Raw genomic sequence first — 25,734 nt, 5'->3', positions numbered from 1 at the left:
AGTCCTCAATATTTAAGTACTAAAGTGCTTACTACGAACCTCGATAAATCGCCGTCTCTACGAAGGGCTGATTCTTGTAAAGACGGCGATTTATCGCGTCTTTGTGATCTATCAAAAAACCTTAACCGAAATGTATTGACTCATACTAAGTTGCATTCAGAAATAGTATCTAGAAATGGGGCATTGCTTATCTATCTGAACCCTGAGTTACTATCTTTGAGCGCAACTCGGTATCAACAGTTAGATTAGTTGAGGTGACAGGTGCTGAGCCTAGAGCAACATTGCCCCAGCGCATTACAGTTGCAGCAGCGTTGGATACTGAGCCAATAGTGTATACAAGAACCAAATCGTTTTCGTGAATCTTGCCTAATTGTGCGCCGTGGTAAAGATTAGCAATGGGCAGCATTGGCCCGATGTTTGCATAGTGCGGATAAAGGTTGATTGTTCGTTCTGGATCGATTCCTAATGCTTCGATGCAGAGACGCGAATACCAAGCAGTGGGTGTATTAAAAGCAAAAAATTTAATTTCATTAAGGGTTACACCAGCAGCAACCATCGCGCCCAAGCAACACTCACGGAGGTAATCTACAGCAGTTTCGCTCAATACCCTATTGGTGTTTTTGGCTGCTCGGATTAACATCCTCGGCTTGCCTTCAGCATTCGTAGTTAATTCATTATAGAAGGTGCCACAAGTTGCAGATGTATTGACAATTTTAGTACTAAGGATTCCTTGATTTGATCTTAGCGGTGCTACCACAAAAGCTCCAGCACCGTCACCAAAAAACCACGAAAGAGTATCGTTTTCGTCAGTAAAGCGAGAATAGGTGCAAGATACTACCACCAATACATTGCGGTATTCTCCAGTTCGCACTAGCGCCGTGGCATTTTGCAATGCAACCATAGCATTAGAACAGGTAGAATCAAGATTCCAAGCAGCACCACGCAAACCTAGTTGATTAGCGAGAAAGGCGGCATTGCCAGGTAGAATATTTTCTGGCCAAAGTGAAGCAACAATCATCAAATCGATGTCTTCAGGAGACATTTGTGTTGCTGCGATCGCATCTTTGGCTGCGCCATATTCTAGTGTGAGTGATGACTCGTCCGGACTCAGTATCCGGCGCTCGACAGTACCACGGAAAGGGTCTTTGAGATATGGTGCCATTTCGAGTTCAAATTCATTACTGGGAGTGGCATCAGCAGGTGAAAATACTTTTGATAAACTTTTTTGCTCGGCTGTTGCAACTACATCAGGGTAATTTTCTCGCCAATAATCGTTTGTGCGAATGACCCTGGGAAAGTTGACTGCAATTGAACGAATACCTACTGGTGGATAGATCATGATGAATCTCGTTAAAAAGTGGGGAAATGAGGGAGCAAAGGAAGGAATTATTATTGACGGTGTTGCTGATTGATGAGATGATTTTTGTCTCACGCAGAGGAGCCAGCGCTGTGCGGGGGTTCCCACGGCAGTTCGTTCAAGTCGGGAAACCCGCCCACACGGCTGCCTCCCCCTTGAAGCGACTGGCGTAGCGCAGAGCCGCAGAGAGTAAGAGTGGAGAATACTTGATTTTTGAATTTCATATCTTAATTCAGCAACGCCAAAATCTTACATTCATCTCGCAAATATGCAACGCCTTATTGACTAATAAGGCTGTTAATCCGGCTGCCAATCGGTGCTGGTCGAGTTGGATCGATGATGACATCGACAACAAATGGGACAAGTGAAGTTAGGGCTGTTTCTAGAGCTGCTGCAATATCAGATTCGTTATGTACACGAATGCCATCGGCTCCCATACCACGGGCAATCATTACGAAATCTGCGGTCTCAATTTCTGCATCTACACCGTAAAATCCCTCCATGTTCATGCCCTGGTCGCACATGTTGTAACGTGCATCGTTGAGGACAATCCAGACAGCAGGAATTTTGTGTTTGACAGCGGTACTGATTTCGCTATTCATGAGCATGGCACCATCACCAAGAATGGCTACAGCTTTACGATTTCGCGCTAGTGCTGCACCTAAGACACCCGTACCAGCGTGTCCCATTGAGCCAAACCCGGTACTTACCCGATAGCGCCCTGGTGTTGCAAATCGCAGTGTGTGGGTTCCCCAAGCAAAAGAGTTACCAGCCTCAGTAATGATTACGGCATCGCTGTTTTCGACAATTGTCCTTTGAATAGCATCCATTAGCATTTCAGGACGTATTAGACCATTTATGCAGGGCTTAATTGCCTCGTATTCAGGACGGGGTAGGGGTAACGTTGGTGATGGACGAGAAGACTCTGGAAAATACTTTAATAAAGCCTTAACAAAAGTTCCTACGTCAGATTGAATGGAGAATGTCTCTGCCAATGGATAAGCAGTTCCCGGTACTTCTGGGTCGATATCCACATGTACAAAACCGCGTGAGGGAACCATCGCCGGACTCCAAAATGAGGTAAATTCACCTAGCCTAGTTCCCAAAACTAAGATACGCAAAGGACGCTGTTTTTGCATATATTCCAGAACAGAGCTATGTCCGCCGAAGCCTGTTACACCGATAAACTGAGGATGATCTTCAGGAAATATCCCCTTACCACGGGAGGATGTCATCACTGGAGCGTTAGTTCTCTCAGCAAGTTGGCGGATTTCCGCAGTTGCACCCCTTGCACCGAATCCGACCCAAATCGCAAATGGCCCTTCACATAGCAGTTGTAAAGATTTGCTGATAGCATCTTCTCCAGCAGTTACGGGAGTTTGTGAGAAATTCACGCGAGGTAATGGTGTCGTGAGTGAACTTGTCTGAATTGATCTGGGAATACTGATATGGCCTACAAAGCCGCCTGGTTTTCCTAAACCTAGTGCAAGTCTGCGAGCAATTTCTGGAAGTTCCGAACTGCATTCAACAGTGGTGGCATAGTTAAATAATGTTCCTGATGTAAAAATGCCTGTATTAGACATGGTGTATGGGCTGGTTTCTTGAAAAGCCCAGCGTCCGCGTTGGGTTGCAGAGGTGCAAGGTGACAAGAAAATAATTTTTGCTCCTTCCCAACGAGCAGCAAACAGTCCAGTTAGAGCGTTGGTAATACCTGGGCCAGTTGTGCTGAATACGACAACGGGGTGTCCGCTAGCAAAATAAGACTCAATAGCTGCAAATGCGGCTCCGGCTTCATGGCGAAATTGCAGCACTTGGATTGAGCTTTGCTCTAGGCTGGCTACAAGGGGTGTGATTCCGCCTCCAAACAGACCAAAAGCATAGCGGACTCCCAAATCTTCTAATGTCTTGACTAAAGCTGTTGCAACCGTCCAATCATTTGTTTGTTCAATTGATATGGGATTGGATGGGATAGTAGTATTTCTTGGTAACTGCTCTAATGGATTTAAGGTTTTGGTAATAGTTTTAATTTTCACGATCGCCTACTTTAATTTTACAAAATTGTATTAATGAGTCACAGCAGCAAGCTGAGATGATGATTCTTGACGTAAAACTCGCTTTAGCGCTTTCCCGGTTGAGTTTTTAGGAATTGCATCTACAAATTTAATGACACGAGGAATTTTGTAGGTTGCCATCCTTTGAGAACAAAAATCAATGATTTGTTGTGCTGCGATCGCATAGCCAGTTTTGAGAACAATATTTGCTTTGACAGTCTCACTTTTGAAGCGATCGCAAACTCCATAAACAGCTACTTCAGCAACTGCTGGATGTTGATAAATCACATTTTCAACTTCGGTTGGGTATACTTTAAATCCAGAAACATTGATCATGTCTTTTAAGCGATCAATTATGTAGAAAAAACCCTCTTCATCTGTCCGGCCAATATCGCCAGTGTGAAACCAACCATTTTTAATCACTTCTGCGGTTTCAAAGGGACGATTCCAATAACCAAGCATCACATTTGAACCCTTGATTAATATCTCACCTGATTCTCCTGTTGGTACTTGATCACCATGATCATCGACAATTTTTATTTCTACATTTGCAACAGAAGTTCCCACGCTACCTAATTTATATTTTTGGTTGTGATTATAAGTAGCAAATGGCGATGTTTCAGTTAGACCATATCCTTCGTGAATAACAAATTTATACTTTTTATACCAATTATTGGCCACTTCAAAAGGCATAGGTGCGGCTGCTGAGAAGTAATAACGAATGTTTTTAAGATTACATTCAGAGGTATCCATATTCAGCAGTTTGATGAATACAGTCGGCACTCCAAATAACATTGTTACTTGATGATCAGTGATAGTTTTTAAGACTTGCTCTGGTTCAAATCGGCGTTGTAAGATAATAGTCGCACAGGCAGACAAACCAGCATTCAGAATAGCATTTTGACCAAAACAATGAAATAAAGGTAAGTAAAGTAGTAGGCGATCGCTCTTTTGAATGCGATAACAAGAGTTAGCACAGTAACTATTAAAAAGTACATTGCTATGAGATAAGGTTGCTCCTTTGGGAAAGCCTGTTGTGCCTGATGTATAGAGGATACTTGCAGGAGCATGGCGATCCATTTCAATTGCGCGTGCTTCAGGAGAAGCCTTTGCCATTAATTTGGTGAGACTAATACCTTTTTTAGCTGTGCCTTCTGCAATCAGAATGTGTTTTAGCTGAGGTAAATCTGCCTCTTGTACATACTCACTTTGTAACTCTGTTGTAATGATAATTTTGGCAGCACAATCGTTGAGAATATAGCTGACTTCATCACTTTTGAGCATGACATTGATTGAAACTGCGATCGCACCGATTTTGAGAATACCAAGATAGGAAATGACAAATTCGGGAATGTTTGGTAAAAATAAAGCTATCCGATCTCCACGCCTAACTCCTAACCCAAGCAAAGCATTGGCAAAGCGATTTGCCATTTCGTTGAGGTGTTTATACGTGAAATATAATCCTTCAAAAATTAGCGCTGGTTTGTTAGGAAAAAGATAGCAACCAAGCTCTACATTTTGTGCAATATTCATAAAAGTTGTTGCGAAATTTGAATTTGTAGCTCTTGTTGTTGTAGTTATCAGCTTGATGTAAGGACTTTATGCAACAAATGTGTTGATTCACTCACTAATAATTGACAACGCCAAAGAGCAGGAGGTTTGTACTTTTTGAAATGGCCTAATGCAAGCTTGACAAGAGATCTTGAACAGCTTGCACAATTAGACCACCAGTAGCTATATCAGCAGAAATTCGGGCAATATGTTTATCTAGGGACTGCTCATTATCGTTCCAAATGTATGGACGTAAAGAACTTGGCGGCTTTCCAACTACTTGACGAACTGCTGTGTATAACTCAACAGTGGCAGGTGATAGACATTGACGCGCGTCGTAATGACCAGCCATTTTATATGTGCGGAGATCAACGGCTTGGACTCCAAACATCAGGGCGATCGCCATATAATTCTGAAATATATCTACAGAACGGCGGGCTAGAGTTGCTGAAGTGTATCCTTGGCTGTTGATGTTTTGATTAAATTGTTCAGCATGGGTAGGAAAGCGATCGGCTAAAGAATTTCCATAGAAGGTCAACAGAGGCATAATCGAGTTACCACTAATTTGCAGACCTTTGAGTCCCATGTTCACGCTACGTTCTGGGTTGCCAACTAAAGACGGTGGTAGCCCATTACTAAACTCTGGTGAAACAAGAAGTGCAATTTGTACATCGATATGCTTAGCCAATAGCCCGATGTAGTAACGCAGGTGATCCATTCCCATACCCACGTACTGTCCAAGAAAATTACCGCCATGATAGCTAGCTTGGTTCTCGACATCAATCAGTGGGTTGTCGGTGACTGAGTTCATTTCTATCTCGATTTGTTTGGTAATTTGCAATACTCCGTCAACGATTGGCCCTATGTACTGTGGTAAACACCTCAGAGAGTAACGATCCTGGATTAACTCTTGACCACGGTATTCGTGTTTACCATCTAATTCATCACGAACTAAGTGTGAACCCTGAAGCAGGGTAAACATCTGGTTCGCTGTCCATAGTTGACCATGATGTGGTTTGCGCTGATGGATAAATGGGTGGAAAGATTGATTTGTGCCGTATAAACCTTGGATAGCTAAGGCGTGTACACCCATTGCGAGTGCGAGTAAAACTCTAGCATCATACACACAGTTAGCTGCAATACCTGTCATGACTGAAGTGCCATTCATCATCGCCAAGCCTTCCTTCGGTTGCAGTTGCAACTGTGGCAAACTTAGCTGGCGCAGAGCTGTTGGGGCACTCATTTCTTTACCGTTGAAGTCAACGCTAAAACTGGAATCTAGACCGATTAGCGCACCAGTAATATAAGATAACGGCACTAAATCACCACTAGCACCAATAGAGCCAAACTCATATACATGAGGTGTAACGCCAGTATTGAGGAAAGTTTCGAGCCGCCGAATCAATTCCAGACGAATGCCTGATGCACCATATAGATGGGAGTTGGCACGTAAAAGCATGGCAGCGCGGACATCTGCTAAGGGTAATCTTCCCCCGGCTCCAGACTTTAGAAACCAAATTAAGTTGGTTTGAAGTTCGGCTGCTTGTTCGCGAGAAACGACAACATGGGCCATGCCACCAAAGCCAGAAGTTACACCATATATTGGCTGTCCTGTTTCAACTGCATTGTTAATGTAATCACAGGATGCCTGAACACCTTTGATGACATCTGCATTATCAGTTAAGGTGACTCGTGTGCCATAACGTGCCACACTCACAACTTCATCGATTGTGAGACTGCGATCGCCTACAATTACGGTTGAATCTGAAGTGTCAATGAAGGGTAGTTGCCAAGAACGCGTAATGTTCTGTTGTAGAGATAATGTATTCATGGGATGATTTTTGTTTCACGCAAAGGCAAGGTAGCGCATTGGGCGGCTCTGCCGACTTGAAGCGACTGCCGCGCAAAGGCGCAAAGGTAAGAGTTGATGTTTGAATTAAGAATTACCCTTCGGGTGGCGCTCGCAAGCTCGCTAGCGCTACGCTAACAGCAGTTACTCCACTAGGGGAGACCCCAAGACCGTACTGCTTTACGAATTAAGAGAACCCCACTCAACAATGGCAGCCCCCCAAGAAAGTCCGGCTCCAAATCCAGCTAAAGCCACGACATCATTTGCTTTAATTTGCCCACGGCGAACAGCTTCATCCAAAGCCAAAGGAATTGAAGCAGCAGAGGTATTTCCATAATTTGCTAAATTGCTAATGATTTTTTGCTCAGGGATACCTAAGCGCTCAGCCACAGCATCTAAAATCCGCCGATTGGCCTGATGCATCAACAGCCAGTCTACCTGCTCAATTTCTAAACCTGCCCTATATAGTGCCTTTTCAATAACTTCAGGGACTTTTTGAATGGCAAAGCGGTAAACTTCTTGCCCGTTCATAGAAATGGGTTGATACGTACCTTGTCCAACGCGGATATTATCAACCAGTAGTTTCTCTTGGCCTTGGAACTCCAATTTCAGATATTGATTTTGCGTACCATTAGTATGAAGTTGAAAACCCAACAGACAATCATGGTCACTTGCTTGGAGAACTACTGCGCCTGCTCCATCACCAAAAAGAATACAGGTACGTCGGTCAGACCAATCTACCCACCGAGAAAGTACTTCAGCACCGATTAAGAGAACATTTTGATAAGTACCAGTACGCATAAATTGGGCAGCAGTTACCAAACCAAACACAAAACCAGAACAGGCTGCTGTTAAATCAAAAGCTACAGCTTGGGTAGCTCCTAGTCGAGCTTGAATTAAACCGGCACTACCAAACAAATCATCAGGGGTAGATGTAGCTAAAATAATTAAATCTAGTTTTTGTGGTTCTATGCCTGCCATATCTATGGCTTTTTGAGCAGCTTCAGTTGCCATAGTTGTGAGCGAATCCTGAGCCGGAAGAAGATGGCGGCGGCTGATTCCTGTACGAGTTTTTATCCAATCATCAGAGGTAACCACCATTTGATTGAGTTGATGATTATCTAAATACGTCTCAGAAACCGCAGAACCAGTCCCCGTCAGGACAACACCTTGTCTTACTAAGGATTTCATCTGCTTTATTTGCTAATTAGGGCTTGTAATCGAAATCTTTGATTCTGCTTGAGTTGCAAGGATAGGCAGAGGAACCAGGGGAGCAAGGAGACAAGGAAAAAGAAAGATTATGAACAAATTCAAGACATTCTTCACTCCCCCCTACACCCTGCTCCAATTCCTCTTTTTCATGCCCCATGACCCTTGCCCCTTATTAATCTTCAAATTTTTTGAAAGCTAAAGAAACATTATGACCTCCAAAACCGAAAGAGTTAGAAAGAGCAACATCTACTCTTTGATTTCGGCTTGTGTGGGGAACATAATCTAAGTCACATTTTGGATCTGGTTGGTCTAGATTAATTGTTGGTGGAATGAGATCAAGACCTACTGTTAACACTGTTGCAATAGCTTCAATGCCTCCAGAAGCCCCCAAAAGATGACCAGTCATCGATTTTGTGGAACTAATGGGAATTTCGAGGGCACGATTTCCTAGAGCTTGCTTAATAGCTAAAGTTTCTGTGGCATCGTTGGCTATAGTGCTGGTGCCGTGAGCGTTAATATAGCTTACCTCGTTGGGGAATAAACCAGCATCTTTTAAGGCTAGTTCCATAGCTCTGGTTGCTCCCTCGCCGTTAGGGCTTGGAGTAGTTATATGATAAGCATCACAAGTTAAACCGTAGCCTACAATCTCTGCATATATATGAGTAGCTCCCCGGCGGATAGCGTGTTCTAAATCCTCTATGAGTAAAATGCCTGCTCCTTCTCCCATCACAAAGCCATTTCGTTCTTTATCAAAGGGACGAGAGGCACGGGTGGGTTCTTCATTTCTGTTTGATAGGGTTTTAGCAGAATTGAAGGCAGCTATACACAAAGGTGTAATTGCTGCTTCTGTACCACCACAAATCATTGCCTGAGCCTGACCTGTTTGAATTAGGCGAAAAGCTTCTCCAATCGCATTAGAACCAGCAGCACAAGCTGTAACAGTACAAAAGTTCGGCCCTTTAGCCCCTGTATGAATTGCTGTGAGTCCTGCTGCGATATTAGAGATTGTCATAGGAATTGTAAAAGGACTACAGCGTTTAGGCCCTTGAGTCAGGAAAATTTTTTGCTGTTCTTCGATAACTTGCAGACCGCCGATGCCATTGCCTATAATGATGCCAACTTCAGTAGCATTTGAGTCGTCGATTTTAAATTCAGCATTAGCGATCGCTTGTAAACTGGCAGCAACAGCAAATTGAGCAAAACGAGATATATGCTTGGCCTCTTTGCGTTCTAGATAGTCGTAAGGATTAAAATCCCTAACTTCAGCCGCAATTTTACAAGTATGCAAAGAAGCATCAAAGTGGGTAATTGCACTAATACCACTGCGTCCGGCAATCAACCCCTCCCAATACTCCTTCACTGTATTCCCTAAAGGAGTAATAGCTCCCATCCCTGTAACTACAACTCGCCTTAAATTTTTGTTAATCATAGTAAAACTCAAAAAATAACTTTCTGACCTATGTAATTAACAACTTGTTGCACTGTTACAAGTTGCTTTGCCTCCTGAGCAGGGATTTTTGTATTGAAAGCATCTTCTAGTGCTTGGAATACTGCTATTAAGTCTAAGTAATCTGCTCCTAAATCTAAAGTGAGATGAGCTTCAGGTGTAATTTTTTGTTGTTCATTTGCCAATTCTTCGGAAACAACAACTTGGACTTTATTAAATATTTCTTGTCTAGTCATAATCGGCCTCTCTTTTTGTTGATATAAAAACTTTTCAGGACTCTGCAAGTAAGTTGACACTTATAATTTAAGCTAGTTGATCTATAATTCAAAGGGACTTATGTTTGAATTATTAGGATATTTGTTGGTTGTTATTAATAGTAATTTGTATGGTGTTTATAGTAGTTTTTGTGCAGATGAAATTTAACCGTATAAAGTACGTTATGGATATTAGTCATGGCGCAAAAAAACTGATATGACATACTTAAACAGTGCATTAATTAGATCAAATAAACCACCGATGGAAGAGATTTATTAATGCATACCTTTAGCCTTGCTATAATTTGAGTTCTAAGAAAAACTAATTTTTACTCTTGTTGAATACTTATCGCCTTTATCTTTGCCATTTATGCAAAAAGTAGGAGCAGTCAAATAAAAGGTAAGCTTTCTTTGTTTTCTGCATCTTAACTAAGTTTGCAAATTTTATACTACGGTAATAGCTTCAGCCTGTTTCTCAAACTAGCTATCTATGAGTTATGCTAATAATTAGAAACAGACATACAGAGATTACTAGTAACGAATTAGACTTTCTAAATTTACGCACTAAAGAACAAGTAGGCAGTAGCACTCGACGTAGACCTTAGAGAGACTGCCCTATCCAAATCTATCTAGCGATTTTCAAACTATACTATTGGTAACAGCTATTTTACAGTTGCCAACAAGTTTTGGGCACGAGTTCCAGATACAAACATTCTTGCAGTTTGTAGTTTTATCTTTTTACCGACTCTTAATTTTTGATGAGCAGATAAAATAATTTCTTCTGTTTCTTCCCAACCAATACATTTGTCTGTAACAGACACACCGTACTGTAATTTTTTTAGATCTGTAGGAATTTTTTGATTGCCTTCATAGAGATTTGATTCCAACATCATGCCAACAATAGACTTATTTCCATCTGTAATTTGCTGGAGAATATTATTAAAGACTGTAGCTTGTAACTTATGATCCTTATAAGAATTACCATGACTACAATCAATGACAATTCTCTGGGGTAATTTAAGTGCTTCTAGCTTTTTATCTACCCAAGCTACAGTAGGGGCATCAAAATTTGGTTTGCCATCTCCTCCACGTAAAATTATATGACCGTAGAGATTTCCTTTTGCTTTGAAGGTACAAACTTGACCCATTTGGTCAATCCCTAAAAAATGATGGAATTTGTTGGCTGATTGAATGGCATCAAGAGCAACTTGAATGTTACCGTCAGTGCCATTTTTAAAACCTACTGGCATTGATAAGCCGCTTGCCATTTCCCGATGGGTTTGAGATTCAATCGTGCGCGCACCAATTGCAGCCCAAGAAATTAAATCAGAGAAATATTGAGGTGTTACAGGATCTAAAGCTTCTGTAGCAGTAGGTAATCCTAACTCAGCAATTTTAAGTAGTAATTTACGTGCTGTAAATAAACCTTTTTGAATATTGAAAGAACCATCTAAATCTGGGTCATTGATTAGCCCTTTCCATCCTATAGTAGTTCTAGGTTTTTCAAAATAAACTCTCATCACAACCAAGAGTTCATCTTTGACTTTATCGGCAAGAATTTTCAATTTTTGTGCATAAGCTAAGGTAGCTTTGAAATCGTGGATAGAGCAAGGCCCAACTATCAAAAATTTCCGGGAATCTTTACCATCTAGAATATTTTGGATAGCTTGTCTACCATGCAATACAGTTTCTGTAGCAATTTCGTTTAAAGGTAACTGCTGCTTAATTTGTATTGGAGTCATTAAAACCATCGAAGATTCGATATTAGTATTAAGTAACTTGCTAATTTTCATGATGTTAAACCACGCTATTGTTCTAATTTATACGGACTAAAGCTGGAGTTGACTAATTATATCCGTCCAGAAAATTGATGGCACTGCAAAATTTTCGGTGGGTTTTTACCTTTTGTTGACCATTCAATAGGATAAATTAGGCTGCAATTTCATTACTAAAATATCGCGCTATGATTGATAAAATTTGATGATATTCTTGGCGGATAAAGAAATGATTGCCAGAAAATAAGTGTACGTAAAAATCGCTGTTAGTCATCTCTCGCCAAGCCATAATTTCTTCAGAACCAACTTTTTTATCCTGTAAACCTCCAAAGGCAGTTATAGGATAATTAAATCGCATACCTGGAGTGTATTTATATGTTTCATTGATAGCAAAATCTGCTCGTAAAAGCGGTAGAAAAAATTTTGCTATTTGAGGATTTTGTAGTAGCATATCTGGTACACCATCATATAAACGAAGTTCTTCCCAGAAAGCGGTATCAGGTAGTTGATGAATAGGATAATCTGAGGTAAAAAGATGAGGAGAACGACGACCAGAAACAAATAAATGTTGAGGTTCAGGGTAACATTGATTACGGATTTGACGAGCTAATTCAAAACTGATTAAGGCTCCCATACTATGACCAAAAAAGGCATAAGGTAGGTCTAGGTAAGGAACTAATATTTTTAACAAGCTCTCTACGAGTGGCGTAACATGCGTGAAGGGAGGTTCCGTCGATCTGTTTTCCCGTCCAGGAAGTTGTATGGGACAAACTTCAATATCTGATGGTAATAGCTCTGACCATTGACGATATATAGAAGCATTACCTCCGGCATAAGGAAAACAAAATAAGCGTAAACGAACTCTAGGATGGGATTGATAGCGGACAATCCATCTGTTTGTGTTAATCATGAATTTTTAATTTAATTAGTGGTGTTATTAATGAATGAGCATTAACAACTGTATTACTCGATTAAGTTAATTTTTAATTACACTCTAGGAATATCTATTGGTTATCAAACTCTGGAGATTTGTTTATTATTTTTTTCACTACTCTCATACTTGTTTGCTGTCAAAAGTAGACTGATTCCTGTAATTAGCAGCCAAAGTTCCCAAAGCATGAAACCAATAGGAGTTACTTCCCATACAGGTATAGATGGAATAACTGTTGCTAGTAATTCACTTTGTCCGAGAAGTAAAAGAGGGACTGTGAAAAAACCCAACCAAGCAATCCAAGGTTTAAAAAAGGGTGAACCAAGCATTGCTAAACCAACTCCTAATGTCCAAAAAGCAAGTAAGGTTTGTCCTAAATGTTCACCGATGACAACGCCACCATATTGATTAACTGCTTGAAAGACAACAGCGATCGCAGCACGAGTTGCTCTATCGGTTGTTTGTTGAACATACTGATCGGCTAAGACTGGAACTACAAACACCCAGCGCATAAGTCCAATAGACTGTAATATACCCGAAAGCACACCCATAAAGGTTGCAGCAGATAAATATGTAGTATCTTCTCGCGCTAATACTTTTTGCATAAAAGTACTGGCTGGAATGAACAGCAATGCTAATAAGGCAAAAATAAACCAAGTATATATAAGTCCAGAACCGCCTTCATAAAATTTAGTTAGAACATAGTTAGTAGGTTCACGCAAAATATCATCGTATTCAAAGTTTTGAATCAGCAAAATATAGGGTATGTTGATGGAGATAGATAGAAAAGTCAGCACAGTTCCTGTTGTTCTCAAAAGTTGTACACGATTTGTCATGGCTGCCTCTAATTTGTAATTCGTAATTCGTAATTCGTAATTAAAAATTATTCTAATTACGAATTACTGTTATTCGTTTGGGAGTTACTACCAGTACTTAACTAGGGTTTGGTCTACTTTTAAAATTTGACCAATTTTAGCTAGTCCATTGAGTATCAAGTTTTGTAGAAATGGTGCCTGTCCAACAACTGTGGTGTCAGATTTTTGCACAATCAAGGCTAGTTGCAATAAATTGGTAGGTACTCCATCCTGATTTACTTTGCCATCCACACCTAGACCGTACCAAGCTTTGATGAATTGCTCGAAATTACCAGCAGGATGCATTTCATTAATGAACGTTACCCAGTCGTCTGATTCATTCCAGAAACTGTGGTGCATTCCAGGATAAACGTGTATTTTGTTTCCCGATCGCAATATTTTTTTGTTTCTTTTTTCACCCAGTTCCATATTGAGTGAGCCGCTGATAACTTCAAATGTCTCACCCATAGAACCGTGGTAGTGTAAGGGACTACCTTTCGCTCCTGGCGGTAGGTCAAACTGAATTTTTAAATACTCCCCATTACTATCAGCGCTAGAGCAAAGAATTATCATGCGATCGCCTGTTACAGGATTGACAATTTGTTTCGATAAAACCAAGCTTTCATGCAAAACCGACAAATCTTCATAAGATTTCGATGTCGTCATGGAAAAATCCTTTGGTGTTCAAATGTGTAGTGTCAGTTGTCAATTGTCAGTTGTCAGTTGTTATTGATCTGGTTTAATAATCTATTCCCCTTGTGGGTGGTTTTAAAACGTTTTCACTACTGACTACCAACCACTGACCACTGACAAAACATCTCTTTATGGGTGAAGTTTTTATTGTTTATTTACCCAGAAAATGTACCTGAAGTGTTTGGGATTTACGCTACGTTCTGAGATGAAATCTTAAATGCGGGTTTACCATCTAATAAAGTTAAAAGAAGGTAACACTTACCAAGTATATCATCATTCCAGCGATGAACTGGAATTCCAGAACAACTTAAAGATTCTGTAACAACTTTTGGCAAATCTTTGAAGGTAATATTTTTAACTGAATGTAATGATGAAAGGGCTTCTGCAAGTATCAAAACTGAACCAATTTCACTTAAACGTCTACTTTCTAGGGAAACGGTATTGCCATGTTGAAGCTCATTTAATTCTATGTCCGAAACTTTTAATCCTAAAAGATTGAAGCCTTTCTGAATTTCAGGAGTTGCTGTTTGAGTTGGGATAAGCATCGTTGGAGTGGAAAGAGACATAATTTCAGGAGTTGTTATTTGAGTTGATACAGGCATAATTGGAGTTGATGTAGACATAATTTTGAACCTATGGGAATGATGTAGTTGAATTAACTCTGATCTAGCTTGAAACTAGGTAGTAGAGATTGGTTTCATGTTTGGTTGTGATATTTATGCATGGAAACTGGTAACAAGTACTAGACAGAACTCTTGACTAGCCTTATTTTATGAACGTTATTCACATGAAAAAGAAATTTTTGAGTTGGAACTGAATTGACATCTTGGACTTATGGTGATGAATATTGAAGTGAGTTTTTTCTAGAATCCGCCAAGTCAATTGTTGTGAATTTGTAGTAAGTGATTTTAGCCATAAGCTTTGTTATTGAAGAGGGGTGAAACCCTCACTACAAACTATTATTGTACAATTTTTGGCTGATCGAAGAGAGAGGAAACCTACTTCTAATGTAGGCTTCCTTTAAACAACTTTCTGGCTTTGCATAAATGCGGGATGAATTATCTCACGCAGAGGCGCAGAGAGAATAAGGAGTTTTAGATTTCAATACATAAATTTCATCCCTTGATTTAGCAACGCCAACTTTCTTAGTCAAAACGTGACGATAAATTGTCTTTTTTTTGCTTTAATCTGCTCACGACTGTAACTATTGACAATAAACTACCAAGAACTAGTAAACCTTGAGTTGTGGTTGGTTCATCCACTTGTGTGATAGTGATGCGTGCTACCTGATAACCTGGATTTAAAAAATTAGCATTGGCAAAGCTTAATCCATCTAATTGGGAATCTACAACCCCCCCTTCACCAGATGCTTTTAAGCCGAGATGGGGTTGAATAGTACCGTTTTCAGGTACTTTTACTCGTGTAGGAAAGATTTGCTCGTTATTGACTTGAGTACCTGCATCCCAAGATTGATTACCAAAAACAACGAAGTCACCTCCTAAAAATTGTCCTTGCTCATCAAAAACTTGAATTGCTTTTGGATCATCATTACCAATGAAGGCATCATCGCTAGGATAAAGCATTGTAGCGTAGCTGAAGAAACGATTTTTTTGAGGATCTGTGACTTCAAAAACTGTGGAGGCAGTTGTACCAGGAGGCTGTACTACAGGAATTGGTGCTAATGTCGGATAAAACAAGATATCTTGAACACCACCATTTTTTCCTATGGGACTATCAGCAAACTCAGCAGCAATGGTTCCTGGTGAGGGAGGTAAATCGTTCACGTCCAAGTCAGAGTTAAAAATCGAATCTAGGATTGCAGATATGGCGGAGCGATCGCTACCTCCTTCTAACGCAGATTGCAGCTCTGGAGATATAAAACCATAGTCAGTACCCGCTGCAAAAGTGAAAATAACTATGTCAGTGAGTTGTGGGGTAGGAATATTAAAATCCGCTAGAATCCTAGCGCCAAGGCCAACCACCTGTTCTTCAGCTAAAAGAGCGATCGCACCTGAAGCAGGCTCACCTGCGTTGAAAGCATCAAAACTACCATCATGAAAGCCTAGCCAGAAGTGACCTAAATTAATTCCTTTATCTGGAGCCACATTTTCAATAGTCACTTTTAAAGTTGCTGCTGTAGATGGTGGTGTTATGACTGCTCCAGTTGTAATCATTGTAGCTGTGAGCAAGGTATGAAAATACATACCCATTTTTCTCAAAATAGCCATCTCTGTTTCTCCAATTCGTAATTCGTAATTCGTAGTTCGAGGTTTGAGTTTGTTACCGAATTTTAGAGAATTGGTATTATTTCAAGGTATTTTTGGCTTTTTTTTGTTGTTTAGAGAAAGAGAATATACCTGAAAATGCAAGCATCAAAAACCCTAAGATTGCAGAGGGTTCAGAAACGGAGACTGCACGAACCGATAAAGGTAATGGAAAGTTTAATATATTAAAGCCATTGCCAAATGCAAAAGCACCATCTTCAGCTGCAATGTCTTCTAGAACTAGTTGAACATTACCTCCGTTGTTTTCAATGTCTTGTAAAAATGCATCTGCTAAACCTTCTGCTAATGGATCTAGCCCAGCCACTTTTGTGGCTTTGACTGGATCTGTATAGAAGAGGTCAATGTTATCTTCAAGTGCTAGTGTTTCACCGTACTCAAAAAGTACGTAAAAAGGTGTATATCCTAAATTGACTATCTTGGTATCACCTAAAGAAAAATAGCTCTCTACAGCATCAGGATTAGCTGTATAAATTCTTTCTTCGATTGTAGAAGTAGGACTAGCCAGCCAATCTTGACCAAGAAGATCATCCCCTAAATTCCAGGCTTCCTTGAAATCGCGATCGCTTTTTTGACCGTAACTAAAGCCAATGTTGTTGAGAGCAATTGAGTTATTGTTCAAATAATTGAAGAAATTAGGAAAACTTTTCCCACCTTCTAAACTCGCGGCTCTAGTAGCACCACTATTTTCAGGACTAGCATTGCGGCCAGTTGCGTAATAAGGTGCGAAGTTTCCTGAGTTGAGGCTAATTTCTGTATGACCTCTGTCTAAAGCATTGGGGTCAGGATTAAAGAATGCTGTTTGACCTTCGTTATTATCTAAACTTCCAAAAAAAGATAATTCAGAACTAGCTGCAATGGGTTTTGTGGAAATTAATTGTAATTTACTGAAGTCGAAAGTCGCAGCTTGAACTGGTAAAGCAGCCGAAACTGCAACAGTAGTGGTAACAAGGACAGTTGAAAAGGAATTACGCATAGTTAAAAGTTGCACCTTCATTACTTATTCTCTTCAGTACTTTACCAGTACTTTCACTTAATTCAAGTTTTGTTTTTCTGCTAATTTTTACAAATTTTTTATTCTAGCAACTTTGAGGTTAGCATTAAGTTATTGCTAGGTTAAAAATTTGTAATTCGTAATTAATTAGGATATTACGAATTAAAGTTCGTAGTAAGGACTTTAGTTCTGATTTACCTAACCACTAAAGTCCTTACTACAAACAAACTACTAGTTAAACTGTTAGCTCCTGCAAACTTGTACTGCGACCATTTTGACGATGAGAGTTAAGTTTAGATTGATGGCTTTTACTCCCGTTAGTTACAGAGGTCACTGGTATTGCTCCTACCATGTCATTCACTAATTCTAAATATCTTTCACCCAACTGATTAATAGTCGTTGGTAGATGGAAATTACTAGAGTATTCAATCTCCACCTCTAAACATCCATTAGCAAGAGTGAAGAAAAACTCTAACAGAGTTGTACGTTTTTGTTGGGGAGGAGATAAACGACGATCCCAATCTTCTTGAATGAACTCAAATACCTGAGAATCAGGAATAGTTCGATTGCCCAAATAATTAGCTCTCACAGGTGTTAAACGCGTATCTGGATACATATAATCTGGGAGTTTGTCAGATAACCAATCGAAGGTAACACCGTTCATTGGCAACCATTCAAATTGTTGCTTGATTTGCTTAATTATTGGTTCCCATCTGGTTTTTTCTTCAACCGTAATACCCATAGGAAAATTAACTGCAAAATTACCCACACTGTCAAAGAATCTGTAATTATCGCCTAAGTCTCTACCATGACTTCGATGACTTAATACTACTCCACCTCGTCCACTCCATTCAGCCAGTAAGCGATATAGAGGAGCAAGTAAAAGGCTATAAAGATTGCAAACATAATATTGCTTACCTTTGGTTAGTAAAATTTCACTTTGGAGTTTGGGTAGGAGAAATCTTTTTTGAGCCGCAGAAGATTCAATATTTTCTCCTTTTTCATGATCAAAAGGAACCTGGAAAGCATATTTTTGTGAAGGGAATTGGTACAACCAGTAATAAATGTGCTTATCTAAATCTCCCTGTGCTTCTTTTTCTATTAATAGACGCACATAATCATTGTAGGAAGGTTTATTGGTTGTTGTCAGATTAATATTATTTGGGTTGCCTAAATTTTGAGTGTAGGTAAACCAAAATTCTTGGAAAACTAAACCATTGCTGAGTAAATCACCAATTAAATGATGACCAATGAAGGCAATATCGTAACAAGAATCATTGACTTTGACGATAATTATCTTAATTAACGGCCACTGGTCAATTTGCAGTTGTTCACCAGCTTGTTGGATTAAGTTACGAACTGCTTCATTTCGTTTTTCAACTGTTAGATGAGTGCCATCGTATAGTACCGCCTTTAATGGTTCAGTTGGTTGAATGACTTTTTGTTGCCATTGACCATCTTTTTGAACAAATACTGTCCGCAAAGCAGAATAGCGTTCTACGAGGAGGTTAAAAGCTTGGTGGAAAACGCTAAGTTCTAAAGGATGGCGGTAAAGAAAACGGGTGTAACCAGTCCATTGATAAGGAGGTTCAAAGTATTTCATTACCCAGCGTTGTGCAGGGCCTAGAGGTACGTATTCCTCTGTAGAGACGCGATTAATCGCGTCTTTGTCATTAATTGAGACGCTATTAATCGCGTCTGTACAAGGGGTTTCGCCATTAAGGATAGCTGCGATCGCTTTACGATCCAGTTTACCATTATGATTTTTAGGTAGACTGTCTAGCAGTTCTATCCGATGAGGAATCATGTAATCAGGTAGCCAACGTCCCACATATTCTTTGAGTTGTTTGTTATCTACTTGTTGACCAACTACACCAGCAACCAGCTTTTTCTGTCCTGATTCATAGTCTATAGCTACAACAGCGGCTTCTCGAATATCTGGATGGCTGTTAAGAACGTTCTCGATTTCTCCCAATTCCACACGGAAACCGCGTATTTTAACCTGATGGTCAATTCGTCCGTGATATTCAAAACTACCATCGGGTAATTGCTTGGCTAAATCCCCAGTCCGGTAGAGAGACTTGCTATTGATGTCTGCAAAGGGGTTGGGGCGGAAAGATTGTTCTGTTTTTTCCGGATTTTTCAGATAACCAAGTGCCAATTGTACGCCACCAATCCAGAGTTCTCCTAACTCACCCTGCTTCACGGGTTGCATTTGTTCATCTAGGAGGACGAGATTCACATTGTCAATTGCTTTCCCAATCGGAATACTGGTTGCTTCTCGCACACTATCAGAAACAATATGGGCGGTAACATCTATAGATGCTTCCGTGGGGCCGTAAAGATTGGCTAAACCAACTTTAGTGCCATATTTATCTAACCAACGTTGAATAAAAGATACCGGTAAGGCTTCACCGCTAAACACCAACCAACGCAAGTGAGGAAATGTCCACGCTTCTGATTCTAAAGCAGTGACAAACTCTCCGAATAGAGAAGGAACAAAATGCATGATATTAATTTGGGTGTCATGCATCCACTGCACTAAGTTCCAGGGATTTCTTACAACTTCCCGCTGCACAGGACAAGCTGTAGCGCCTACCATCAGCGGCCAGAATATTTCCCAAACTGAGATATCAAAGCAGCAGGATGTTTTTTGAGCGACTCGCTCCCCAACAGACAACTGAAAGGCTTTTTGCATCCAGTTGAGGCGGTTCATGTAACCCCGGTGATTCAGCATTACTCCCTTGGGACGACCTGTAGAACCGGAGGTGTATAAAACGGTCATCAAATCATCAGGGGTGTTAACACTAACAGGAACTTGTTCAGAACTATTAGACCAAGCACTCTGATTAACTTGAGTTAAAGTTGTCCCCCTTAAAGCCTCTCCTTCATCCAAGAAGACTAAAGTAGACAACGGTAACTGTGCTGTTAAACATTCTGTTAATTTTGCATTCAATTGATGCTCAGTTAATAAAGTTTGAACTTCAGCATGTTCTAATATGTATTGAATGCGTTCATTGGGATAAGTAGGATCTAATGGAACATAAGCTCCTCCAGCCTTGAGAATGCCTAATATGCCCACCCACATTAAGTAACCAGGGTTGAGCATCATACCTACTAAAACACCTGGTTTAACTCCCAGAGTTTGCAAGTAATTAGCAACTTGATTAGACAGACGATGCAATTGTTGATAAGTAAGCTTGATGTTGCCATCAATAATAGCCACTGCATCAGGAGTGCGTTTAACTTGTTCGATAATCTCTAAGTAAGGAATTTCTATTGGCTGGGAAGTGGCTGCAACAATCGCAGGTGCTTGTCCTTCGCTGAGTGTATGAAGCATTTCTCGCAAACTTCTGCAAGATAGTAAAGCCTGACGATTCACCTTACCTAACTGCTTTTCTAATTTGGTAATGATGCGGATAAGTTCTAGGGAATCTAATCCCAAATCCACTACTAAATCTTGGTCTAAAGCTGTGTCAGTGATGGAATTATGGCAAATTTCTGTGGCTATTTGTTGGAGGATAGACTTGATGTGAGTATCTGTTGGTAACGATGATAGTGGCTGAGTCGTTTGCTGGGGCTGAATTTGCAAAGACGCTAATTCTTCAATATTTGCAATCAATTGTTTGCAGAAACTATCAACGAGAGATTCATTAAAGAAACTGCTATCGTAGCTAGTGTTTAAGTGCAAACAGTTGTCGAATATCTCTACTAATGTGTCTACAGTTCCAGCATTGGTGACAGTAGCCGAACGGTAGTTGAGAATCTTCAAGGAACCATACTCAGGTTTGATATGGGTTTGACCCATGTTGGAGAGGAATAAATTAGCTTTCATTCCCATCTGCATCAAACTAGCAGCAGTTGGGGGAATTTTGCCATTTTCGAGGGCTACCTTGTCACGCAGCCAAATCCCCATTTGACGGGTTTGAGCGTTGTCATGATTTGCTGCTAGGGTTGTGTGAATTTCCGAATGAACCCCGTAGAGAAAATTAGACCAATTCTCATCAGCTGTCGGTGATTTGAAACTCAATGCGAGATTTTGAGCAAAACAGCCGATTTCATTAGGAATATCTATTCCAGGATAGATGCGTCCACTTGTTGGGACGTTAACAATTGCAGAGTCAGGCAATTTACAGAACTTAGCAGCAGCTCTTAAATAAGCACCAACTACCAAAGAATTTAGTGGTAAGCGCCAGTCGCGGGTACGGCTGATTAAGTCATCTGTGACTTTGCGACTTAAACGGTAGGATAAAGTCCGAATATTGGTAGAGTTATATTTGACGGTACTGCCTTGGGGATTCCAAACAGATTTATCTTTGCCCTGCTTACTTAAATATTTGTGCAGAGATTGTTCTGCTTGTTGATTTTCCCAGGTATTGAGGGTGTTAGCGATCGCTTGATAATCTGCAACTGCGATCGCAGCTGGTAAAATCGGCTCAGTGCCGTTTAGTCTTGCACCATAAATTTCCATGAAGTCGCGTAACACAATTTGGTTACTCAAACCATCAGAAATGAGGTGATGATTGGTGAAAAAGACTTCGTAAACAGCATCTTCTAATTGGAAGATAAAGAACTTATGCAATGGCCACTGTGAGATATCCCATCTGGAATTGATACAACGATGAACTTCTTCGTTGATGCGGTATTCTTGAGTAGGGCGATCGCAATGTCTTAAATCTGTAATAGCGATTTCTTCTGGAGTCGGATTATCCAGAACCATCAAACGATAATCTTTAAAACTAGTTGCTCCCGCAGGGATGGAAAAGTATGCTCTGAGCATGGGGTGGCGAGTCAGCAACTCTTGCCAGCTTTGGCGAAAAACTTGGGGATTAAAAGCCCCATTCAACCGCAATGTGGAGCATAAACTGCAAGTTGATACAGCCCAGTGTGAAGCTAAAAATATATATTGAGCATCGAGAATTGGTACTTCTTCTGCTTTTGTTTCTGGCTGGGATGATACAACAGTAGTGGTTTGAGGCGCAGCAACGGTTGGTGTAGATGTAACTGATTCTTGAGGAGCAATCCAAGTTTGAGCGAGTTGCAAAACTTCTGCTAAAGTTTGGAGTTGCAGTAATTGTTCCATTGGAACAACTTGCAAAAATTCAGCTTGTTTTTCCTGCGGAACCATTTGAATAAAGGTGTTGAGTAGCTCTACCATTTTGATAGAGTCTAGCCCCATGTCGCTTTCCAGATACATATCTGGTTCTAAATCTTCGACATCGTGTCCCGTGATTTTGGCAATAAAAGTGAAGATTTGTAGTTGCAAGTTGTTCTGGCTCATAATGCTCCAATACATACTAGTAAATGAAAAATGAAGAGAAACGAACCGCCAAGTACGCCAAGTACGCCAAGAAGTAAGAGTTATAAAGGGATTTTGCGTTATGGCGGCATTAAAACAAACTTTGCGCTCCTCTGCGCTAAACTTTGCGCCCCTTTGCGTTTAAATTCCTACTCTAATTATTGATATTCTCAACAGTTTTAGCAGCGAATCCAAATTCTTGAAGTAAAGCATTATAGCTAGTCTGTCGCTGTTCTGGTGATAGTGTTACTAGGTGTTCTATTAATAGCAAGCCATCAATTTCTACAGATTCTGTAAATGTCGGTTCGCTATAATCAATGGGTGCTTTATAGGTTTTACGCTCGAATGGATAAGTCGGTAATGGTACTCTCCGCAGTCCTTGAGGAAATAAACCTAGGCTATTAAGTTGAACTCCTGCGGTGTATAACCGAGCGATTATTGTCAGCAAGCTATTAATGACTGGCTGATTTGTATCGGCATGAATCCAAGTTTGGGGGTCATCTGCAATATTTAGTTGCTGTCTAATCAATGCAGAGTTTCCTAGATAAAAATAAGCTCCTGTTTCACTACATGCTTCTTGGCAATGTTCGGTTTTTAATGAACCAGAAACATGTAAGAGTGACTGTAATTGTGTGGCTGTAAATTTACCAGAAGGTTTGTAAGTACCTAGTGGTGTTACTAATGAGCAATTCCAAACTGTTATTAGCGGGGTTTCTAGTCTTGGCTCTTCGACAAAATTGTTGGTGTGTTTTCCTTCTAATTCTGCTAATAAAATGAATGCCTCTTTGAGAGAGGACATTGCAGTTAAACAAGCCCCGACTAAGATTCCTATTCCTTCTGCTAATATGGCGCTTGGTTGAATTTTGAGAGACATCAACAAGTTGCACCAAGCATATTGAACTGCAAAACTATGTGCTTTTTGTGAGAGGTTGGTGTTATTGTTTAACTCCGAGTTTGATAGTGTGCGTCGCCAGAGAAACTCACAATCAGCGTAGGCTTTTCTAAATTCTGGATAGCGATCGCTTAATATTTTCGCCTCTTTTGGTGTAAAAGTACAACTGTTATCTAAAACTAGATAATTTGGTGTAGCTTTCTGAGGATTACAGCGACCAAGTTGTATATTTGGCTGATTTTGCTCTGAAGAAATAGCGTTGAGAGAATCTAATAAATGTTGGCGATTATTTACAACCAATGCCGCTTTAAAAGACAGTTCTCGTTGGGAATTACTTAGCGTTAAGCAAATTTCAGATAGTTTGTGTTCTGGATGTTTGCTAACATGCTCGTGTAGTTGTTTGACAATTTCTTTGAGGACTTTTTGATTGCGTCCAGTTAAGCACAATAAATGTGGAGAAGTTGATTCTTCGGATTTAACAGATTGTGAAATGGGAGATTGTTCCACAATTAGGTGACAATTTGTGCCGCCAAATCCAAATCCGTTAACTCCGGCGCGTAACAATTCACCATCGCTTGTCCAAGGTTTACCTTCTCCACCTACTACATATAAAGGTGTATTGGCAAAATCGATATGAGGACTAGGTTGTTCAAAGCCGACAGTTGGCGGAATTTTGCCGTGCTGCATGGCAAGTACAACTTTAATCAAGCTAACAACGCCGGAACCAGCCATCAAATGACCGATGGAGGATTTGACAGAACCGATGCCGCAAAAACCTTTACGGCTGGTGAAATCCCGAAAAGCTTTGGTGATTCCCTCGACTTCTACAGGGTCGCCTAACATTGTGCCTGTGCCGTGAGTTTCAATGTAGGAGATGGTTTCGGGGTCGATGCCAAACTTATTGTAAGCCTTACGAATAGCTTCAGCTTGACCTTCAGGTTTCGGGGCGGTGATTCCTTGGGAATGTCCGTCGTTGTTGATGGCGGAACCTTTAATCACAGCGTGAATGTAATCGCCATCTTCTAGGGCTTTCCGCAAAGATTTGAGAACAACTGCACCTGTACCTTCGCCAACAACCATGCCATTAGCGCGGCTATCGAATGGGAAGCATTCACCTGTGGGTGAAAAAGCTTGGACGCGGCTGAGGAAAGTAAAAGGAGTAGGACTGAGGTTGAGGTTAACACCGCCTGCGATCGCCATGCAAGTATCTCCCGCCCGGATACTCTCACAAGCTAGGTGAATTGCTACTAAAGAAGAGGAACATGCAGTACCTACTTCCAAACTTGGCCCCATGAGGTCTAAGCAATGACTCACCCGCGCCGCGATTTGATTTAATTCGTTACCTGCGGTTGCTTCGGGCATCAATTCGCTAGGTTTGAGAACATCTGAGACGGTATCGAGTAAATTTTTCTGTTCAGCAGGAGTGAGTTGCTTAAACCAAGAACTCTTGTGCAAACGTCTCTTGAGGACAGTACCGTACTGATAATTAAAGAAGTGTTCTACATAGTTATTTTGGTCGCCACCAACAATTACAGCAATGTCTTTGGTACGGTATTTGCCGCCGTAACCTGCTTGTTGCAATGCTTGCCAAGATACTTCTAAAAATACCCTTTGTTGGGGATCCATCGCCGTTGCTTCTCGTGGCGAAATGCCAAAGAACATCGGGTCAAAGTCAAAGGGATTTTCGATAAAGCCACCGTGCTTGCAGTAAGTCGTATGCGGGGCTGTTCCATTCTTCTCATAATAATCCTCAATTAACCAGCGATCGCTCGGAACTTCTTTAATAAAAGAGCGTTTCTCGTTGAGAAACTGCCAATATTGCTCTAAATTATCAGCCCCTGGAATTTTGCAAGCCATGCCGATAATGGCAATATCTTCTTGTTTCACATCCATTGCTTTAAAGTTTGATTGTTGCAGCATCAAATTAGCTGGAGTTTCCTTTTTAGTCAGAGAGGCAGAAGGCGTAATGACCCCTTCTTCATGGTTGTTTATTGGCGTTTCTGGAGTTGAAATCATAGATGCGCCATACTGTTTTTCTAGATGGTCTGCTAGTTCATCTGGTGTTTGATACTCAAAGAAAAGTGTGGGAGATAACTGATGTTTGAAGGTTAGGCTTAATTGTTTGATTGCTTCTACAGCGCCTAGAGAATCTAGCCCTAACTCTTGAAAAGACCTGTATCCTTCTACTTGTTGTTGGGGAATTGTCACATATTGACTGAGTATGTCTCGAACCAGTCGCCGGATATTTTGAGTTTTGGCTTGGGGAAGAGGGACTAGGGGCTGGGGACTAGGG

16 protein-coding genes are annotated in these 25,734 nt (G+C 40.6%); all 16 read right to left on the bottom strand.

Features of this window, described 5'->3' with window-relative positions:
• Positions 1–187: 187 nt before the first annotated feature.
• Positions 188–1,339: a 3-oxoacyl-ACP synthase III family protein gene (locus I8751_RS07790; RefSeq protein WP_214438603.1), complete on the bottom strand. Its 1,152-nt coding sequence runs from the start codon at positions 1,337–1,339 to the stop codon at positions 188–190.
• A gap of 296 nt (positions 1,340–1,635) precedes the next feature.
• A complete protein-coding gene (locus I8751_RS07785) occupies positions 1,636–3,390 on the bottom strand; it encodes a ScyA-related TPP-binding enzyme (protein ID WP_214438602.1) in 1,755 nt (584 codons plus the stop codon).
• Positions 3,391–3,420: 30 nt separating this feature from the next.
• Positions 3,421–4,941 carry a long-chain-fatty-acid--CoA ligase gene (locus I8751_RS07780; RefSeq protein ID WP_214438601.1) on the bottom strand — a complete coding sequence of 507 codons (1,521 nt, stop codon included), beginning with the start codon at positions 4,939–4,941 and terminating at the stop codon, positions 3,421–3,423.
• Between the two features lie 145 nt (positions 4,942–5,086).
• Positions 5,087–6,790 (bottom strand): HAL/PAL/TAL family ammonia-lyase, encoded by a 1,704-nt coding sequence (locus I8751_RS07775; protein WP_214438600.1) that lies wholly within the window; start codon positions 6,788–6,790, stop codon positions 5,087–5,089.
• A gap of 198 nt (positions 6,791–6,988) precedes the next feature.
• On the bottom strand, positions 6,989–7,999 hold the full coding sequence (locus I8751_RS07770; protein WP_214438599.1) for a beta-ketoacyl-ACP synthase 3: 1,011 nt from the start codon (positions 7,997–7,999) through the stop codon (positions 6,989–6,991).
• 193 nt (positions 8,000–8,192) lie between these two features.
• A complete protein-coding gene (gene fabF / locus I8751_RS07765; protein WP_214438598.1) occupies positions 8,193–9,449 on the bottom strand; it encodes a beta-ketoacyl-ACP synthase II in 1,257 nt (418 codons plus the stop codon).
• A gap of 8 nt (positions 9,450–9,457) precedes the next feature.
• Positions 9,458–9,703, bottom strand: coding sequence for an acyl carrier protein (gene acpP / locus I8751_RS07760; RefSeq protein ID WP_214438597.1), 246 nt, complete (start codon positions 9,701–9,703; stop codon positions 9,458–9,460).
• Between the two features lie 680 nt (positions 9,704–10,383).
• Positions 10,384–11,514 (bottom strand): 3-deoxy-7-phosphoheptulonate synthase, encoded by a 1,131-nt coding sequence (locus I8751_RS07755; RefSeq protein WP_214438596.1) that lies wholly within the window; start codon positions 11,512–11,514, stop codon positions 10,384–10,386.
• 136 nt (positions 11,515–11,650) lie between these two features.
• Positions 11,651–12,406, bottom strand: coding sequence for a thioesterase II family protein (locus tag I8751_RS07750; protein ID WP_214438595.1), 756 nt, complete (start codon positions 12,404–12,406; stop codon positions 11,651–11,653).
• Positions 12,407–12,510: 104 nt separating this feature from the next.
• Positions 12,511–13,263, bottom strand: coding sequence for a DUF4386 domain-containing protein (locus I8751_RS07745; RefSeq protein WP_214438594.1), 753 nt, complete (start codon positions 13,261–13,263; stop codon positions 12,511–12,513).
• 87 nt (positions 13,264–13,350) lie between these two features.
• On the bottom strand, positions 13,351–13,947 hold the full coding sequence (locus tag I8751_RS07740) for a cupin domain-containing protein (protein ID WP_214438593.1): 597 nt from the start codon (positions 13,945–13,947) through the stop codon (positions 13,351–13,353).
• 215 nt (positions 13,948–14,162) lie between these two features.
• Positions 14,163–14,597: a hypothetical protein gene (locus tag I8751_RS07735; RefSeq protein ID WP_214438592.1), complete on the bottom strand. Its 435-nt coding sequence runs from the start codon at positions 14,595–14,597 to the stop codon at positions 14,163–14,165.
• Between the two features lie 522 nt (positions 14,598–15,119).
• The gene (locus tag I8751_RS07730; protein WP_214438591.1) at positions 15,120–16,202 is read right to left on the bottom strand and encodes a spondin domain-containing protein; all 1,083 of its coding nucleotides are present in this window, start codon (positions 16,200–16,202) and stop codon (positions 15,120–15,122) included.
• A 76-nt stretch (positions 16,203–16,278) separates the two neighbouring features.
• The gene (locus tag I8751_RS07725; protein WP_225894023.1) at positions 16,279–17,232 is read right to left on the bottom strand and encodes a hypothetical protein; all 954 of its coding nucleotides are present in this window, start codon (positions 17,230–17,232) and stop codon (positions 16,279–16,281) included.
• A 253-nt stretch (positions 17,233–17,485) separates the two neighbouring features.
• Positions 17,486–22,531: a non-ribosomal peptide synthetase gene (locus I8751_RS07720; RefSeq protein WP_214438589.1), complete on the bottom strand. Its 5,046-nt coding sequence runs from the start codon at positions 22,529–22,531 to the stop codon at positions 17,486–17,488.
• 172 nt (positions 22,532–22,703) lie between these two features.
• Positions 22,704–25,734: type I polyketide synthase (locus I8751_RS07715; protein ID WP_225894022.1), on the bottom strand; the 3,031-nt coding region annotated here is incomplete at its 5' end.

Source organism: Atlanticothrix silvestris CENA357, from assembly GCF_016056295.1.
Classification (GTDB): domain Bacteria; phylum Cyanobacteriota; class Cyanobacteriia; order Cyanobacteriales; family Nostocaceae; genus Atlanticothrix; species Atlanticothrix silvestris.
Note: the sequence above shows the minus strand (reverse complement) of the source record. Positions and strands in the feature narration are given on the sequence as shown.

What these genes read in the sequence shown, in the direction of transcription:
- I8751_RS07725 (WP_225894023.1), bottom strand. Translation starts at nt 17,232, where the DNA reads ATGCGTAATTCCTTTTCAACTGTCCTTGTTACCACTACTGTTGCAGTT.
- I8751_RS07730 (WP_214438591.1), bottom strand. Translation starts at nt 16,202, where the DNA reads ATGGCTATTTTGAGAAAAATGGGTATGTATTTTCATACCTTGCTCACA.
- I8751_RS07790 (WP_214438603.1), bottom strand. Translation starts at nt 1,339, where the DNA reads ATGATCTATCCACCAGTAGGTATTCGTTCAATTGCAGTCAACTTTCCC.
- I8751_RS07775 (WP_214438600.1), bottom strand. Translation starts at nt 6,790, where the DNA reads ATGAATACATTATCTCTACAACAGAACATTACGCGTTCTTGGCAACTA.
- fabF (WP_214438598.1), bottom strand. Translation starts at nt 9,449, where the DNA reads ATGATTAACAAAAATTTAAGGCGAGTTGTAGTTACAGGGATGGGAGCT.
- I8751_RS07745 (WP_214438594.1), bottom strand. Translation starts at nt 13,263, where the DNA reads ATGACAAATCGTGTACAACTTTTGAGAACAACAGGAACTGTGCTGACT.
- I8751_RS07735 (WP_214438592.1), bottom strand. Translation starts at nt 14,597, where the DNA reads ATGTCTACATCAACTCCAATTATGCCTGTATCAACTCAAATAACAACT.
- I8751_RS07755 (WP_214438596.1), bottom strand. Translation starts at nt 11,514, where the DNA reads ATGAAAATTAGCAAGTTACTTAATACTAATATCGAATCTTCGATGGTT.
- I8751_RS07750 (WP_214438595.1), bottom strand. Translation starts at nt 12,406, where the DNA reads ATGATTAACACAAACAGATGGATTGTCCGCTATCAATCCCATCCTAGA.
- I8751_RS07720 (WP_214438589.1), bottom strand. Translation starts at nt 22,531, where the DNA reads ATGAGCCAGAACAACTTGCAACTACAAATCTTCACTTTTATTGCCAAA.
- I8751_RS07780 (WP_214438601.1), bottom strand. Translation starts at nt 4,941, where the DNA reads ATGAATATTGCACAAAATGTAGAGCTTGGTTGCTATCTTTTTCCTAAC.
- I8751_RS07740 (WP_214438593.1), bottom strand. Translation starts at nt 13,947, where the DNA reads ATGACGACATCGAAATCTTATGAAGATTTGTCGGTTTTGCATGAAAGC.
- acpP (WP_214438597.1), bottom strand. Translation starts at nt 9,703, where the DNA reads ATGACTAGACAAGAAATATTTAATAAAGTCCAAGTTGTTGTTTCCGAA.
- I8751_RS07770 (WP_214438599.1), bottom strand. Translation starts at nt 7,999, where the DNA reads ATGAAATCCTTAGTAAGACAAGGTGTTGTCCTGACGGGGACTGGTTCT.